The organism is Leptolyngbya sp. NIES-2104 (genome assembly GCF_001485215.1).
GTDB lineage: Bacteria > Cyanobacteriota > Cyanobacteriia > Leptolyngbyales > Leptolyngbyaceae > Leptolyngbya.
Map to the genome: position 1 here is coordinate 5,602,346 of NZ_BBWW01000001.1, position 14,678 is coordinate 5,617,023.

The following is a 14,678-nucleotide window of genomic DNA, read 5'->3' on the forward strand; positions in this document are numbered from 1 at the left end:
AGATAATTACTTGCTAAAAAATATAATTTCCGTAGATGTTCTCATTAACTGAATCTCGACTCACAGGGCACTATAAAAGTGGATTTCATACCTAAGTGAACCTCAGTAAGTACCTGCGTAAAATCCAGTAGCTTTCAGAGATTCCAGCGTGAAATAACCTTACAATGCCAATTTTTCCAGCATTCGCGCTCAGGAAAATTTGGACAGTTTTTGCGTGTTTTATCCTGTGATTCAGTAGAGTTATGCAGCGCTCTTTATACAGTCTTTCTATCATCATTGGCTTATTGATTTATGTTCTAAATCCAAATCGTATCGTCGCCGCTCCGCTCACTTCAGAGTCTTTAGAGTCCGTAGAAATCTCGATCGATCAAACACCTTCAAAAGAAATCATTGCTCAAACCATTAATCCGACTCCAAGCGAGATTATTGTTCCACTCCCGACCAACCCCGACGAACCTTCGATCAATTCGCCGACTTTAGAACCTGCGAAACCAGAATCGTCAAAACCAATTAGCACCGATTCCAATACGGCAAAAAAGATTTTGGATGCTGTGATTTTGGGTTCGATTAGTACAAATTCAGCACGGTACCCCTGGATCGTCAATCCCGCCAGTAATTTACTCGAATCTACGAGCGTATTTACACCAACAAAAACGGAAAACTACGCAGATGTTGATATTCAATATCAAGACGATCAGCTTTTGATTCGGAATTTCGATTTTGCGAATTTTCAGAAATCCGATCAGTTTTTCTGGGCGCTACCCCAGAATCGACTGGTGCTCGAAACACGCGGTTGGCAAGGTGGAATAGACTATCAAGGACAAGAAACTAATGTTGAACTTGATCAGCGCATTCGACTCACCCAATCGCTTTGGGGACTGCAAGCGGTTTGGGCACTACCACAGGTGTTTCGCGATTTGTACGGACAGAGCACTGCCACCCAATTCACGATCGAAGCGATCGCGGGCGAAGTCACGAACCCCGCAGGCATTCCCGCACCGCCGATCATTCTCAACAATTCATCCCTCAGTCCTGCTGCCATTCGTCTCGCTCCTACACCGCCCCGTCTCGGAACTGGATCAAGTAACAATCCCAATGGTGGCGGCTCTCTGTTTCAGTTTCTAGAAGTCGAAAATGCACCGCTGATTCTTCAAGCCTTCCCGACCTCGGACTTGCAAGCGTTGACGGGTGCAGAAGGATTGTTCGTTGGGGCAGAAGTTCCGAAACCTGCCTTAGAAGGCGCTGGAATCGGTTGGAAAGATCCGTTTGGTGGTGGAACATCAACGGCTCCGAAAATTAGCTCGCTTCCTGGAATCAAGATCGGACAGTTGGGAAAGTTTGACAATCTCGATTTGCTCAATCTCTTGGTGAATCCCAATCTAAGTGAGTCTGAACGCGATCGCGCTTATTTGAATTCACTCTTCTGGATTTCACTCGGTCAACGATCGCCGCAAATTCTCCGCACCAGAGTCACGGTGAACGAACAAAGCTTTTGGCATCGTTTTTCGATTAATCTGCCGCACAATCGAACGCTTCTACAATACGATGCGACTTTGCCCCAAGTGACTTACTCAAATGTATTCGCAAATCCAGGCTTCTCTTTGTCTGTGTCTTTCAAAGAAGGCGAAGTGAATGATCTTCATTCGTTGAACTCTACTTTAGGATTATTGCTCGGTGGACTTTTTAGCTTTATTCGTCCGAAAGATTTGACTCAGAGTTTAGCAGAAGGTCGCGATCGCTATGAAAAACGCCAAGGATTTTCGCCCCTTGCAGCGAAAGTGACTGCCGCACAACGTCGATCGATCAATCAGCGATTAAATCGAGGTCTGTACTACGCAAATCGCACCAGCGGACTCGACCAAACTTCGGGAACATTTACCTTTCCGAGTCTGATTACGCCCGATCGTGCCGAACTGTTTCAAATCCGCACAGGCAATCAGCGCAGACTGGCTCGATTTCGCCAAATTGAACGCACTTGGACAGATGGAACCACCTATTTTTCGCGTCTGAGACTATCAAATCAAGACTTCGGACGATTATCATTTACCGGAATTCCAGTTCCGAGTGCCACGACTGAACTAACGCCGAATCGATCATCTGCGGTACAAGTCGCGCTGCAATCTCCTGAGGGTCAAACGGTCTTTCAAGAGTTTGCCGCAGCCGATTCGACGGTCGTTCCCTTAGCGATTCGATCGTCGGATATTGCCTTCGATCGCATCGAACTTACTCAAGTCGGTCGCGCCAAAACCAGAATCAATCAATTTGAAGGCTACCTTTATCTTCCAACCGTTGAGGCACTGTGGTCAGCTTCGTTTGGCAAGTGGAACTACACGGTGAATTCTGGCATCTGGTTTAATCTCAACGGCAACAGTGCTTTTGATGTGTCGCGCAACAATACTGGCGATCCGGAGCCAACGATCGGACTCTATCTCAATTCTTTGATCAATCACATTGATAGTCGTGTGATTCAAGGAGCCGATGGCAAACCGAATGCTCTGGTCACGATGGTTCCATCGCTGCGATTGGCTTGGAGTAGTGCCGTCACTCCATCGAATCCAGGCTTTCTCACTCTCAGCCATACCTACACTCGACAGCAAAGCAACCTGAACTATTCGATTACACCTGGATTTTATTTAGGGTATGACAATCAGAAATTAAATCCGGTTGGTTTTTTCCAGGGGCAAATCGGCTTCCGAAATGGGTTAGAGTTCCGCTCTTCGCTCGAATTGAACAGCCAGTTTTTTTACGGCTTCGAGACATTACAGCGCCTCAGTTCGCTTTGGTCGATCGGCTTATATGTGCAGAACTATCGATCATCGGACAGTTTGATCAGTCGGGTGTCTGATTTGTCTTACGGCATGATTTTGAGAAATCGATCGACACGCGGCTACAATTGGCGATCGCGCTTTGGCATCAGTGGCGGTGAATTTGAAGTTCGCTTAGAGGGTGGCTATCAGTTTTAAAGCAAACATTAACGAAGATTTTATTCTGATACCGCTTGTAGCTCCTGAAGTAAAATTTAGTTTAAGGGGAAACTTGCGGGAGGTCGAACAATGACTGCATTCAGCTTAGGACAACTCAACGTGTCCACATTGACCGAAACGGATATTGCGGAATTGGCAACGCGCTTAGAGCAGGATGCGTACACCAATGCGTTTGAAGGACTGAAAGATTGGCACCTGTTAAGAGCGATCGCATTCCAACGCCCAGAATTGGTAGAACAGTATCTTTACTTATTAGATCTCGAAGCCTACGACGAATCGTGAGCGCTAAAGACAAATTTCACCAAGCGGTCAGACAAGCCTTGATTCAAGAAGGGTGGAACATAACAGATGATCCGCTTCTCGTTCGTTACGGTCCGACAAACTTAAAAGTCGATCTCGGCGCGGAGCGGATTATTGCTGCCCAGCGGGAGAGTGAACAGATTGCAGTGGAAATCAAAAGTTTTCTCGATGCCAGCACAGTTAACGATTTTCATGCAGCAATTGGGCAATATCTCCACTATCAGTTGGGCTTCAAATACAATGGTTGGAGCCGAAAGCTCTACCTTGCTGTGCCCCTAGAGGTTTACAGAACAGAATTCGATAAGCCTCTGTACCAAGACAGTCTTCAAGCCTTCAAAGTTAAAATTCTGGTGTACCGTACCGAAAATCCAGGAATTGAGCAATGGATCGAGTAGGAGAATACGCTGAAATTCTTAAGCGAGTCGTCGATCGCTACTATGACTTGTATCGACGCATGAACGACACTCAAACCGTTCGACTGATCGACGATAAATCTCATCACTATCAAATTATTCAAACGGGCTGGGATAATCATTTTCGTAGAATTTACACGAGCCTTCATTTGTCGATTCAAAACGGCAAAATCTATATTCATAGCGACCCTACAGAGGAGGGAATTGCGAATGTGCTGACGGCTGAAGGAGTCCTTCCGTCGGAGATTGTTCTGGAATATCAAGCACCTACACTCAGACAGTACACTCCCTACGCCAAAGCTTGATCTGTTCTGAATTTAAGCGATCGATTGCTAGAATCAGCCCTGTATACATCGAAGTAACATCTGTGACAAAACGAGTTCTGATCGGCATCAGTGGTGGGATTGCGGCTTATAAAGTGTGCAATGTCGTTTCTGCATTGGCAAAAGATGGGATTGAGGTCAAAGTCATTCTTACGGATTCTGCTCAAGAGTTTGTTTCACCGTTGACGTTTGCCACCTTGAGCCGAAATCCGGCTTATGTCGATCGCGCTTTTTGGGAAGCTTCTAATCCTCGCCCGCTGCATATCGAATTAGCAGAATGGGCGGATCTATTTATGATTGCTCCTCTAACTGCGAACACCTTAGCAAAATTGGCTCATGGTTTGGCGGACAACTTGCTGACCAATACCGTTCTCGCTTCAGTCTGTCCGGTGTTGTTAGCGCCTGCGATGAATACGGATATGTGGGAACAGCGATCGACGCAGCGCAACTGGAAAGAGTTACTGTGTGATCCGCGCTACCATTCGGCTGATCCGGGTTCTGGGATTCTTGCTTGCGATCGCATTGGAACCGGACGCATGGCAGAACCGGAAGAATTGTTAGCGCAAATTCGATCGCTCTTACACACGAATGGAAAGCGAGATTTAACTGGAAAGCACGTTTTAATTAGTGCAGGAGGAACCCGTGAACATTTTGATCCAGTGCGGTTTATCGGTAATCCTTCAACTGGAAAAATGGGAATTGCGATCGCGCAAGCTGCCTTACACCGAGGCGCACAAGTCACCCTGGTTCATGCTCCGATCGAGTCTCATCTTCTCGCGTCACTTCGCAATGTTCGTCTTGTTTCTGTGACTAGTTCCGCAGAGATGCAGCAAGCCATGAAAGAGCATTTTAGCGTTGCAGATTATATTGTAATGTCTGCTGCTGTTGGTGATGTTCGCTCTGATCTCTATAGTGATTCTAAACTTCCAAAAGATCAGTTACCAAAATCATTAGAGCTTGTTTCGATTCCTGATATCGTGGCTGAGTTATCAACGTTGAAAAAGCCGCATCAAGTCTTGATTGGATTTGCTGCACAAACCGGGGATTACGTCACACCCGCGATCGACAAATTGAAGCGAAAAAATTTAGACGCGATCGTTGCTAATCCTGTGGATCAACCGAATAGCGGATTTGGCAGCGATACGAATCAAGCGGTAATTCTTGATCGTTCTGGTCGTCAGTTCACCATTCCGCCTTGTTCTAAGTTAGAAATGGCACATCAACTCTTCGACTTTTTCAACCTTTAAGGCTTTCCCAGTCAGGACAGTCTGACCCCTCCCAACCAAACGGATGGAAGCCACAAATTAACGGTGTGCGGCGTTCTCGGCTGTAACCGTATGAAATCCCGTGATAATTCACACAGCCCCGACAAGCTTTTGGACGCGATGACTCAACTTCACTAAATCCTTGCTGCGATCGCAAAATCTGCCGATTACTTTGCTGACGATGCCAATTGACATAATCCGCTTTACGCAATAGATAGTCAATTCGTCGTGGGGATCTAGCTGCATCCATTGATTTAGGGTTCCGGAGTAAGGACAACGTAGCGAAGCCGAAACTTCAGAAGCATTTTTGCGCCCTGAATGGTAATAGATTAACTGCATTCGATCGAGTTGCTCATCTCCCCTACGTCTAATTTTTTGCAGTCGTTTAGACAGACAGTTGCCACACTTTGATCGTGTTGTCTGAGCTACCACTCGCAAACAGCTTGCCCTCTGAACTAATGGCGATCGCATTCACCGCATGAGTATGCTCATTCAAGCTACAAATCAACTCGCCTGTTGTGAGATTCCAAAGCTTGACGGTTTTGTCGTTACTTCCACTGATCAAGGTTTTGCCGTCAGGACTGATCGCGATCGCGTTCACAATATCAAAATGTCCGGTCAAGGTTTGCAGCAATTCGCCGGTATTTGGTTGCCAAATTCGGATCGTTTTATCTTTACTTGCGCTGATTAACCGATCGCCTTGAGGACTAATCGCGATCGACAAAATCGAATTCTGATGCCCGCTCAATGTCCGGATTTGTTGACCTGTCACCAGATTCCAGAGCTTGATTTGATTATCGAGTCCACCACTCGCGACGATTTGCCCATTCGGACTGATGGCAACTGATCGCACCATTCCAGGAGTGATAAATTTCTGTAAAAGCTCTCCAGTTGTCGATTTCCACACACAAACGGTACGATCCTCGCTACCGCTAATGATGAACTGACCATCTGGGCTAAACACAACCGAATTCACATCGCGCAAGTGACCAGAAAGCGATCGAATTAAATCTCCATTCGGTAAACGCCACATTTTTATCGAATCATCATCGCTGCAACTAATGAGCCGTCCTTCTAGACTAAATGCGAGTGCATTGACCGATTTTGTGTGCCCGGTCAGGGTTCCTAGACGATCGCCCGTGTTCAAATCCCAGACCAAAATACGGTCGTCTAAACTGCCGCTGACTAAAGTTTTGCGATCGGGACTGATTGCGACTGAAATCACCCAAGCCGTATGACCGTGTAAGGTATGGAGGCATTTTCGAGCTTGAGAACTTTTTTGCGGCGATCGAGAAGCACTCACGGGTAAAGAAGGGGGAGGAGGGGGCGCAGAAATTCTCGGCTTCGAGGGGCGCGATTCTAACGGTGGCTCAGTTAGCGGAAATGACATTGATAACGGTGCGCCTTTTCCATTGCCATTACTAGAGTGTTTAACAGAAGTGCTGACTGCTGGGGTCGAAAGTGCCATTCTCAAATCGCGCATGACTTCATCAGCGGTTTGGTAACGTTCGCTAACGAGATCTCTTAACATGCGATCGAGAATCTCTCCAATCCGTTGACTTATGCCGCCGCCTCGAAGCTCTAAATGTTCACGCCAGAGCCAGCGACCCGACAGCGGATCATTTAATTCTTCTGGTCGAACCTGCGTCATCAGATACAAACAAGTCGCACCCAAACTGTATAAATCACTCGCTGGATAGGCTTTACCGTTGCGTAATTGCTCGATCGGGGCATATCCCTCTGTGCCGATCCGAGTTCCAGGCTGAACTGAATTCGTCTCCGTTAAAACTTTCGCAATGCCAAAATCGATGAGCACTAATCGCCCATCGAGCTTACGGCGAATGATGTTTGCAGGTGTAATATCGCGGTGAATCACATGACGATCGTGAACAAATTTCAAAATGGGCAACAGTCGCACTAAGACTTCGCGAATCTTCTGTTCGTTGAATGCTCCTGAGTGCGCTAATTCTTGTGCCAGCGTTGACCCTTCGATAAATTGCTGAACTAAATACAGTCGCTGATCCTGCTCAAAGTAAGCTAAAAGTGCTGGGATATGCGGATGTTCCCCTAATTCGTGCAGGCGAACGGCTTCCTGTTCAAACAGTTGAACCGCTTTATCGATCGCTTTTGTGCCTTTTAGCTGCGGGGAAAATTGCTTAATCACACAGCGAGTTCCTAAACGATCTTCATCAACTGCTAAAAACGTTTTACCAAATCCGCCTTGTCCTAAAAGTTGCAAAATTCGGTATCGTCCTCTGAGTTTTTCAATCAGCTTCGCATTGCAGGTCTGACAAAATTCGGAACCGTCGGGATTCTGCGGGTGAGGGCAATCAGGATTAATACAGTACGTCATACTCAGAGGAGGGCGGGGATCGTCTTTCTTAGATTGATCTTTTTCGCCAAATTTTGAACATTACTGATTCTTAAAAATGTCTGACTCGATTACCGTGACCGTGAAACTGTTTGCGGCATATCAAGATGCGTATGGTTCGCCAGAACTGGCTTTGGAGTTGCCAGCGGGCATCACTGTTGCTCAAGTGTGCGATCGTCTTTTACACGATCGTCCCCAACTCGCACCGCTCCGGGAAGTTACTCAATTTGGCGTAAATTTAGAATTTGTTTCCCCCGATACGATCGTTCAAAACGGCGATGAAATCGTGCTAATCCCCCCGGTGAGCGGAGGTTAGGCAATCCCGATAAAAAGAGTCGGGTTTATTTGACTCGGTATTTTCTGCGTGATACGATTTTGAGCGAAATCACAGTCAAACGATAGATAGCTTGCAGTTAGGGAGTTTCGAGACATGACCGCCACCTACACAAGAACCAGCCAATCTGCTTTTGAAGCGCTCCAGTGTAAAGAGTGTGGAGCAGAGTACGAACCGAAAGCCACTCACGTCTGTGAATTGTGCTTTGGTCCGTTAGAAGTGAAATACGACTACGACTGGCTCCGCAAAACGGTCACACGCGAAACGATTCAAGCAGGTCCGAATTCGATTTGGCGGTATCGTCCGTTCCTGCCCGTCGCAACCGACAATGTGATCGATGTGGGCACCGGAATGACTCCTTTGTTGCAGGCGAATCGTTTGGCGCGTCGTTTGGGGCTGAAAAAGCTCTACATCAAAAACGATGCTGTGAATATGCCAACTCTGAGCTTTAAGGATCGGGTAGTTTCAGTCGCACTGAGCCGCGCTCGTGAATTAGGCTTTACCACGGTTTCTTGTGCCAGTACCGGAAACTTAGCGAACTCGACCGCAGCGATCGCGGCTCATGCAGGTCTCGATTGTTGTGTGTTCATTCCGTCTGATCTTGAAGCTGGAAAAGTGCTCGGAACGCTAATTTACGGTCCGACGGTGATGGCTGTTCACGGCAACTACGACCAAGTGAATCGCCTCTGTTCTGAGGTGGCAAACACTCACGGCTGGGGCTTTGTCAATATCAATCTGCGCCCGTACTACTCTGAAGGCTCGAAAACTTTGGGCTACGAAGTGATCGAACAACTCGGCTGGCAACTTCCGGATCACATTGTGGCTCCATTAGCATCGGGTTCACTGTTCACCAAAATCTACAAAGGCTTCAAAGAATTCGTTGAGGTTGGATTGGTCGATGAAAAAGCAGTCCGATTCAGTGGCGCACAAGCGGAAGGATGCTCTCCGATCGCGAAAGCGTTCCAAGAAGGACGTGACTTTATCTCACCTGTGAAACCGAACACGATCGCAAAATCGATCGCGATCGGCAATCCTGCTGATGGGGTGTACGCGGTGGATATCGCCCGCAAGACCAACGGCAACATCGAATCGGTGAACGATGCCGAAATCGTTGATGGCATCAAGCTGCTGGCTGAAACCGAAGGAATCTTTACCGAAACCGCAGGCGGAACGACGATCGCAGTTCTGAAAAAATTGGTTGAAGCAGGCAAGATTGACCCCGAAGAAACCACGGTGGTTTATATCACTGGAAATGGGTTGAAGACTCAGGAAGCGGTTCAAGGTTACATTGGCGAACCGTTCACGATCGAGCCGAAACTCGACAGCTTCGAGCGGGCACTGGAAAGATCCAGAACGCTCGATCGCTTAGAGTGGCAGCAAGTTTTGGTTTAATAGTTTAGTTATCCCCACACTGTTCTAAAGTCATGTCTGTTAAAGTTCTAATTCCAACTCCATTGCAAAAGCTCACCAACGACCAAGCAACGGTCGAATGCAATGGTGAAACCATCAGTGCATTGTTAGAGTCGCTTGAAACGAATTGTCCGGGCATCAAAGCGCGTCTTTGTGATGAACAAGGAAAGCTTCGCCGCTTCGTGAATTTCTATGTGAACAGCGAAGATATTCGGTTTCTCGACAATGAGAATACAGCGCTAAAAGATGGTGACGAAGTGAGTATCATTCCTGCGATCGCGGGGGGTTGATCGATCGAACATTCTTCACTCAGAACTCCAGGCTGATTCAGAAGCTTGGAGTTTTTTTACTAGCGTGAATTTGATGAGTTTTTGCACTCCGTTGCTCAATCGCCCCGAATTCCATTCCGGGGCGATTGAGCAACGAAGCGAGGAGCCTTATGAATCTCACGTCAACTCAGTTTCGCCGTACATTCCAAAATCAATCGCTGATTTTCGATCGCATAAGGCTGAATTTCCAAAGCTTGCCGAAATGCTGCGATCGCATCTCGATATTCACCTAATGCCGCGTAAGACAATCCCAAGCCGTGTAACGCTCCGAAGTGAATTGGATTTAGCTCGATCACTTTTTGACAATCCGCGATCGCTTTTCGGTATTGTTGCTGCACAAAATACAAAACAGCGCGTCGATTCCAAGCTTCGGCAAAATCAGGTAATTTCTCAATCAGTTCGGATAAGACTGCTTCTGCTTGAGGTGCTTCGCCAGATTCTAAAAGTACCTGTGCTCTCTGTAGAGTTTGCAACCCCGCTACGCCTTTTTGATTAAACCAAATTTGCCATAAGGCTTGAGTTGCATCAGATCGGACATCTTCATCCGGATTTTTTAGCGCTTCAAGCAGAACTTCGATTTCTTTCATAACAGATGCAACAGGGATTGAAATTCAGGATAGCAACTATTGCGATCGCGGATCAAACCCGTCGCGCAGTCCATCTCCTAATAAGTTAAATGCCAGCACGATGAGTGTAATCGCGAATCCTGGAAAGAGTGTTGTCCAAGGGGAGGTCAGAAAATATCCACCTCGAAACGCATCTGCTAACATCGTTCCCAGTTCTAGGGTGGGCGGTTGTGCTCCCAGTCCTAAAAATCCAAGTCCAGCGGCTTCGAGCGTTGCAGTTCCCAATGATAAAGAGGCTTGAACAATGATCGGCGCTAAGCTTCCCGGTAGAATGTGTTTGACAATAATTTGCGGGGCGGTAGCTCCGATCGCTTTAGCAGCCAGGATGTAATCTTGTTCACGAAGCGATAACACCAGACTGCGAGTAAGGCGAATAAAAATCGGAATTTGCACAATACCGACTGCCAGCATTACGGTCTGTAGACTGTTGAGGCGAATGGCGAAGAGCGTGATTCCGGCAAAGCTCACTCTCAATTGGGGATTGGTCGCAATGGTGAGAATCACGATCGCGAGTAGAATCGACGGAAACGCCAGCAAAATATCTGTGTACCAGCGAACCAGCGTATCAATCAACCCGCGAAAATAACCTGCAATTAATCCAAGAATGAGACCGATCGTAGCTCCGATTCCAACTGATCCTAAGCTAATGATCAAAGATGTCCGAATGCCATGCAAAATCGATGCAAGCAAATCACGTCCTAATCCATCCGTACCGAGTAGATGAATCGCGCTGGGGGGCTGCAATCTGGAAATCACATCAAGATTGCGTCCAAGTTCATACGGGATCAGAATCGGAGCTAGAAGCGCGATCGCAATCAATCCAACCGTCAGCATCAATCCGATTTTGCCGGATGTCGATCGCCAAAATCGACGAATTGAACGTGAACTACTGATATCGAATTCTCGGATCAATAATTGCATACGATAGATCTACTAATAGATTAATTAAGACAAATACGATCGCTACGAAAACTACGCCACCTTGCACGACCGGATAATCCCGCGCCAAAATGCCCTCGTAAATCCAAGATCCGATTCCCGCCCAAGAGAAGATTGTTTCGGTTAACACTGCACCACTTAATAAGGTGCCAAACTGAAGTCCGATCGTTGTATTAATCGGCAATAGTGCATTCTTCAGCGCATGACGCAAAATCACTACGCGATCGGACAATCCTTTTGCCTTTGCAGTTCGGATATAGTCTTGAGACAGCACTTCTAACATGGCACTGCGAGTAATTCTAGCCATGATCGCTAATGGAATCGTTCCTAATGTCAATGCTGGAAGAATCAAATGTGCAATCACATCAAAGAACGCTGGAATGTTGAATTTTAACAACGTATCTAAGACATAAAACCCTGTAATAGGCTGAAAATCAAATCCAAAATTAATGCGACCACTCGGCGGCAAAACTTTTAGCGTCACTGAGAATAGATAGATCAATAACAATCCCAACCAATACACCGGAAGCGAAACCCCGACTAATGAACCTGCGATCGTCACTTGATCCTGCCAGCGATTTTTCTGCACTGCTGCAATGATGCCTGCTGGAACTCCAAGAATGATTGCCACCAGAGTTGCAGCGATCGACAGTTCAAACGTTGCCGCCCAACGCGTCCGTATCTCATCAAAGACTGGAATTCCGCTCAAGATACTATTACCTAAGTTCAACTGCAATAGATTGCCGAGAAACGCAAAGTATTGAATATACCAAGGGCGATCGAGTCCGAGTTGAGTCCGCAGTGCTGCAATTTGTTCGGGGGTGGCGCGTTCTCCGGCAAGCACGATCGCCGGATCACCCGGAATCGATCGCAGCAATAGAAATACCGCTAATGTAATGCCAAATAAAACGGGAATTAGCCCCAAAAGCCGTCTCAGAATGTATCGCGACATAAATCAATCCATTCGCCATTCTCAATGTATCGATCAAATGAGCGATCGCGCCAAACGCAAAAAAATTGCTTGCCAAGACAACACTCGACAAGCAACGATTAGAACTGAATTGAAACCAGAGCGTGTTTTCAAGCTTTCATCGCTTTCGCCAATTCTGCTGCGACTTCGGGGCGAGAAAACTCCGGCGGCGGTAACTCTCCACGACGCAGCATTTCTCTTACCTTTGTTCCTGATAAGTGAATCCGCTCGGCAGGCGTACTCGGACTGGTTTTCGTCGTCGCCATTCCTTGTGTCCGCTTGCAGTAGAAAGCATGTTCAAACTTCAACGGCTGAATACCCAACTCACCGGGATCAAACTCATCGAAAATGTACTGAGCATCATACGTGCCATAGTAATCACCCACTCCCGCATGATCGCGTCCCACAATGAAATGCGTACAGCCGTAGTTTTTCCGAATCAACGCATGGAAAATTGCTTCACGCGGTCCGGCATATCGCATCGCTGCGGGATTGATTGCAAGAATTACACGATCGTTCGGGAAATAATGCTCCAACATAATTTCATAACAGCGCATCCGAATGTCTGCTGAGATGTCATCTTCTTTCGTCGCGCCCACTAAGGGATGCAGGAACAATCCATCCACCGTTTCTAATGCACATTTAATAATGTACTCATGTGCTCGGTGAATGGGGTTGCGGGTTTGAAATCCGACCACCGTTTTCCATCCTTTTGCTTGGAAGGCTTCACGAGAAAGCGCCGGATCAATCTGATACGCCGGAAACAACGGGTGCGGATCACGATCGAACAACCACACATCGCCCGCTAAATTGACATTCCCTTGACGGTACACCACCGCGACACCCGGATGCTTTTCTTCATCGGTGCGATAGACCTTCACAGCTTCGCGGTTTTTGTCGTAAGTGTACTTCTCTGTCAGTTGCAGCACCCCGATATACCGCCCAGTCGGATCATCCAACCGCACCAGATTACCTTCTTGCAGCGGGGCAGCTACTTCCTCGGTCACAGACAAAGTAATCGGAATCGACCACGGTAAGCCATTCGCCAAGTGCATTTCTTCCACGACGCGATCGTAATCGGCTTGACCCATAAATCCGGTGAGCGGGCTAAATCCACCGATCGCGATTAGTTGCAAGTCCGAGACTGCTCGTTCATCAAGCTGAACACGAGGCAGAAAATCGGCTTTAGAAAGGAATTCTTCGCGCTGAGTACCTGTAACAATCCGATTGATCAGTTGTCCGCCGTGGGGTGCAATGCCGTCAGAATGACTCATGGGGTGTAGAGAATGAAAGGGCTAATTCCTACTTTCCGCATCGGGAAAGCGGTCTTTATTAAACTTAGCAGGATGTGCGCCAATTTTGCCTAGATGTTTCCCGATAAAAACGGGATCGGTTCAGCAATGGGATCTCTCACCGTTTCGCCTTGTTGCTGTGCCCAATATTGAGCTAGAAAATGAATTTGCCGCAGTCCCACAATTAGATTAAGTCCGGGAATGAACAGCCACCAGACGATGAGCGGTTTCTTTTGATTGGTTCGATCGTATAATTCGTTCACATCCCGATACAGCCGAAATTGCACAATATAAATCCAAATAATGCCTAGAATCGAGAACCACCGAAACCCATCTGGAACATCTGGATCAAGTGCTGCTAAGACTTGCGGCAAGGCAACCCCAAGAACAAATGGCGTGAGAGAAAGTGCGCCTGACCATCCTTTACCGTTGTAAGCGCGTAGCTCATCTTGAATCACCCATTTGTAATAGCCGTAGTAGAGTGAGCCAGTCAAAGCAGAAAGGAGAATCACTTTCCAAAGTGGGCGAGGTTTTCCGAGGGATGGCATGGGAAAATAGAGAACTTTACATCTCTTAATCTATTCGGTTTCTGGATCGAACACAATCTGATGAATCGTTTTTGGCATCAGGTTCTGCAAGACTTTGAGATATTCTTCAGCTTGGGTGCGGGTGCGGAATCGCTGAACCACAATTCGTTGCATCTTGGGCAGTAGCCGAATGATGCACCAAGGGTGTAATCGCATCCGATAATTTTCGGCGGCAGAATTCGGAACCGAATCGTGATCGGCTGGTATCATGGGTTTCGTCTCCATTGTGAGATGTGCGATCGCTTCTACGTTTTCCAGACAGGGAAGCGATCGCGGTTGAGCATTTTTATTAAAGGTCGAAATCTCGACCATGTCAAGCATGGGTTTGGTGCGCTTAAAAATTCGTGAATTAGCAAAAGAACGAGGATGGACACTCAAAGAAGTCTCTAATCGTTCGGGGGTGAATTACAGCACAATTAAAACTTACGCGGCTTCTGCTGGGATGGCGATGGCGGATATTTCTGCGGTAATTAGGCTGACACGGGTGTTTGAAGTGTCGATCGAAGATTTAGTTGAAGTAATTGAGGAATAGACG

The 14,678-nt window shown here is 47.1% G+C and carries 17 protein-coding genes; 9 read left to right on the plus strand and 8 right to left on the minus strand.

Going from position 1 to position 14,678, the window contains the following annotated elements:
* Nucleotides 1-242: 242 nt before the first annotated feature.
* The 5 genes from NIES2104_RS26915 (at nt 243) to coaBC (ending at nt 5,267) form a co-directional block, all read left to right on the plus strand.
* The gene (locus tag NIES2104_RS26915; RefSeq protein ID WP_059001420.1) at nt 243-2,963 is read left to right on the plus strand and encodes a hypothetical protein; all 2,721 of its coding nucleotides are present in this window, start codon (nt 243-245) and stop codon (nt 2,961-2,963) included.
* 90 nt (nt 2,964-3,053) lie between these two features.
* Nucleotides 3,054-3,266, plus strand: a complete 213-nt coding sequence (locus NIES2104_RS26920; protein ID WP_059001421.1) for a DUF2555 domain-containing protein — start codon at nt 3,054-3,056, stop codon at nt 3,264-3,266.
* Entirely contained in the window at nt 3,263-3,679 is a 417-nt protein-coding gene (locus NIES2104_RS26925) for an element excision factor XisH family protein (RefSeq protein WP_059001422.1), read from the plus strand. Before NIES2104_RS26920 ends, NIES2104_RS26925 begins: the two co-directional genes overlap by 4 nt.
* The gene (locus NIES2104_RS26930) at nt 3,667-4,002 is read left to right on the plus strand and encodes an element excision factor XisI family protein (RefSeq protein WP_059001423.1); all 336 of its coding nucleotides are present in this window, start codon (nt 3,667-3,669) and stop codon (nt 4,000-4,002) included. Before NIES2104_RS26925 ends, NIES2104_RS26930 begins: the two co-directional genes overlap by 13 nt.
* 62 nt (nt 4,003-4,064) lie before the next feature.
* Nucleotides 4,065-5,267, plus strand: coding sequence for a bifunctional phosphopantothenoylcysteine decarboxylase/phosphopantothenate--cysteine ligase CoaBC (coaBC, locus tag NIES2104_RS26935; protein ID WP_192843636.1), 1,203 nt, complete (start codon nt 4,065-4,067; stop codon nt 5,265-5,267).
* On the opposite strand, the gene NIES2104_RS31060 is transcribed toward coaBC, so the two are convergent.
* Nucleotides 5,257-5,535 carry a hypothetical protein gene (locus tag NIES2104_RS31060; protein ID WP_202815124.1) on the minus strand — a complete coding sequence of 93 codons (279 nt, stop codon included), beginning with the start codon at nt 5,533-5,535 and terminating at the stop codon, nt 5,257-5,259. The two genes, coaBC and NIES2104_RS31060, sit on opposite strands and share 11 nt — an antisense overlap.
* 135 nt (nt 5,536-5,670) lie before the next feature.
* On the minus strand, nt 5,671-7,638 hold the full coding sequence (locus tag NIES2104_RS26945; RefSeq protein ID WP_059001425.1) for a serine/threonine-protein kinase: 1,968 nt from the start codon (nt 7,636-7,638) through the stop codon (nt 5,671-5,673).
* 76 nt (nt 7,639-7,714) lie between these two features.
* On the opposite strand from NIES2104_RS26945, the gene NIES2104_RS26950 reads away from it, so the two are divergent.
* The 3 genes from NIES2104_RS26950 to NIES2104_RS26960 all read left to right on the plus strand — a co-directional run bounded on the left by NIES2104_RS26950 (nt 7,715) and on the right by NIES2104_RS26960 (nt 9,690).
* Nucleotides 7,715-7,972 (plus strand): MoaD/ThiS family protein, encoded by a 258-nt coding sequence (locus NIES2104_RS26950; protein ID WP_059001426.1) that lies wholly within the window; start codon nt 7,715-7,717, stop codon nt 7,970-7,972.
* A gap of 114 nt (nt 7,973-8,086) precedes the next feature.
* Nucleotides 8,087-9,382, plus strand: coding sequence for a threonine synthase (gene thrC / locus NIES2104_RS26955; protein ID WP_059001427.1), 1,296 nt, complete (start codon nt 8,087-8,089; stop codon nt 9,380-9,382).
* Between the two features lie 32 nt (nt 9,383-9,414).
* Nucleotides 9,415-9,690 carry a MoaD/ThiS family protein gene (locus NIES2104_RS26960; protein WP_059001428.1) on the plus strand — a complete coding sequence of 92 codons (276 nt, stop codon included), beginning with the start codon at nt 9,415-9,417 and terminating at the stop codon, nt 9,688-9,690.
* A gap of 161 nt (nt 9,691-9,851) precedes the next feature.
* Here the strand turns inward: NIES2104_RS26960 and NIES2104_RS26965 are convergent, their stop codons facing one another.
* The 6 genes from NIES2104_RS26965 to NIES2104_RS26990 all read right to left on the minus strand — a co-directional run bounded on the left by NIES2104_RS26965 (nt 9,852) and on the right by NIES2104_RS26990 (nt 14,455).
* Entirely contained in the window at nt 9,852-10,316 is a 465-nt protein-coding gene (locus NIES2104_RS26965; protein ID WP_059001429.1) for a tetratricopeptide repeat protein, read from the minus strand.
* Nucleotides 10,317-10,352: 36 nt separating this feature from the next.
* Nucleotides 10,353-11,276 (minus strand): ABC transporter permease, encoded by a 924-nt coding sequence (locus NIES2104_RS26970; RefSeq protein ID WP_059001430.1) that lies wholly within the window; start codon nt 11,274-11,276, stop codon nt 10,353-10,355.
* Nucleotides 11,242-12,246, minus strand: a complete 1,005-nt coding sequence (locus tag NIES2104_RS26975) for an ABC transporter permease (protein WP_059001431.1) — start codon at nt 12,244-12,246, stop codon at nt 11,242-11,244. The genes NIES2104_RS26970 and NIES2104_RS26975 overlap by 35 nt, the downstream gene beginning before the upstream one ends.
* Before the next feature lie 128 nt (nt 12,247-12,374).
* Nucleotides 12,375-13,538 (minus strand): sulfate adenylyltransferase, encoded by a 1,164-nt coding sequence (gene sat, locus NIES2104_RS26980; RefSeq protein WP_059001432.1) that lies wholly within the window; start codon nt 13,536-13,538, stop codon nt 12,375-12,377.
* An 89-nt stretch (nt 13,539-13,627) separates the two neighbouring features.
* Nucleotides 13,628-14,104 (minus strand): DUF4234 domain-containing protein, encoded by a 477-nt coding sequence (locus NIES2104_RS26985; protein ID WP_059001433.1) that lies wholly within the window; start codon nt 14,102-14,104, stop codon nt 13,628-13,630.
* A gap of 30 nt (nt 14,105-14,134) precedes the next feature.
* A complete protein-coding gene (locus NIES2104_RS26990; protein ID WP_059001434.1) occupies nt 14,135-14,455 on the minus strand; it encodes a hypothetical protein in 321 nt (106 codons plus the stop codon).
* Between NIES2104_RS26990 and NIES2104_RS26995 the strand changes: the two genes are divergently transcribed.
* Nucleotides 14,454-14,675 carry a helix-turn-helix domain-containing protein gene (locus tag NIES2104_RS26995; RefSeq protein ID WP_202815125.1) on the plus strand — a complete coding sequence of 74 codons (222 nt, stop codon included), beginning with the start codon at nt 14,454-14,456 and terminating at the stop codon, nt 14,673-14,675. The two genes, NIES2104_RS26990 and NIES2104_RS26995, sit on opposite strands and share 2 nt — an antisense overlap.
* Nucleotides 14,676-14,678 lie beyond the last annotated feature (3 nt).

Excerpts from the sequence above, each read along its gene's own strand:
- NIES2104_RS26930 (WP_059001423.1), top strand. The coding sequence starts at position 3,667 with ATGGATCGAGTAGGAGAATACGCTGAAATTCTTAAGCGAGTCGTCGAT.
- thrC (WP_059001427.1), top strand. The coding sequence starts at position 8,087 with ATGACCGCCACCTACACAAGAACCAGCCAATCTGCTTTTGAAGCGCTC.
- NIES2104_RS26975 (WP_059001431.1), bottom strand. The coding sequence starts at position 12,246 with ATGTCGCGATACATTCTGAGACGGCTTTTGGGGCTAATTCCCGTTTTA.
- NIES2104_RS26970 (WP_059001430.1), bottom strand. The coding sequence starts at position 11,276 with ATGCAATTATTGATCCGAGAATTCGATATCAGTAGTTCACGTTCAATT.
- NIES2104_RS26985 (WP_059001433.1), bottom strand. The coding sequence starts at position 14,104 with ATGCCATCCCTCGGAAAACCTCGCCCACTTTGGAAAGTGATTCTCCTT.
- NIES2104_RS26995 (WP_202815125.1), top strand. The coding sequence starts at position 14,454 with ATGTCAAGCATGGGTTTGGTGCGCTTAAAAATTCGTGAATTAGCAAAA.
- NIES2104_RS26945 (WP_059001425.1), bottom strand. The coding sequence starts at position 7,638 with ATGACGTACTGTATTAATCCTGATTGCCCTCACCCGCAGAATCCCGAC.
- NIES2104_RS26950 (WP_059001426.1), top strand. The coding sequence starts at position 7,715 with ATGTCTGACTCGATTACCGTGACCGTGAAACTGTTTGCGGCATATCAA.
- NIES2104_RS31060 (WP_202815124.1), bottom strand. The coding sequence starts at position 5,535 with ATGGATGCAGCTAGATCCCCACGACGAATTGACTATCTATTGCGTAAA.
- NIES2104_RS26965 (WP_059001429.1), bottom strand. The coding sequence starts at position 10,316 with ATGAAAGAAATCGAAGTTCTGCTTGAAGCGCTAAAAAATCCGGATGAA.
- NIES2104_RS26920 (WP_059001421.1), top strand. The coding sequence starts at position 3,054 with ATGACTGCATTCAGCTTAGGACAACTCAACGTGTCCACATTGACCGAA.
- NIES2104_RS26990 (WP_059001434.1), bottom strand. The coding sequence starts at position 14,455 with ATGGTCGAGATTTCGACCTTTAATAAAAATGCTCAACCGCGATCGCTT.
- NIES2104_RS26915 (WP_059001420.1), top strand. The coding sequence starts at position 243 with ATGCAGCGCTCTTTATACAGTCTTTCTATCATCATTGGCTTATTGATT.
- sat (WP_059001432.1), bottom strand. The coding sequence starts at position 13,538 with ATGAGTCATTCTGACGGCATTGCACCCCACGGCGGACAACTGATCAAT.
- NIES2104_RS26960 (WP_059001428.1), top strand. The coding sequence starts at position 9,415 with ATGTCTGTTAAAGTTCTAATTCCAACTCCATTGCAAAAGCTCACCAAC.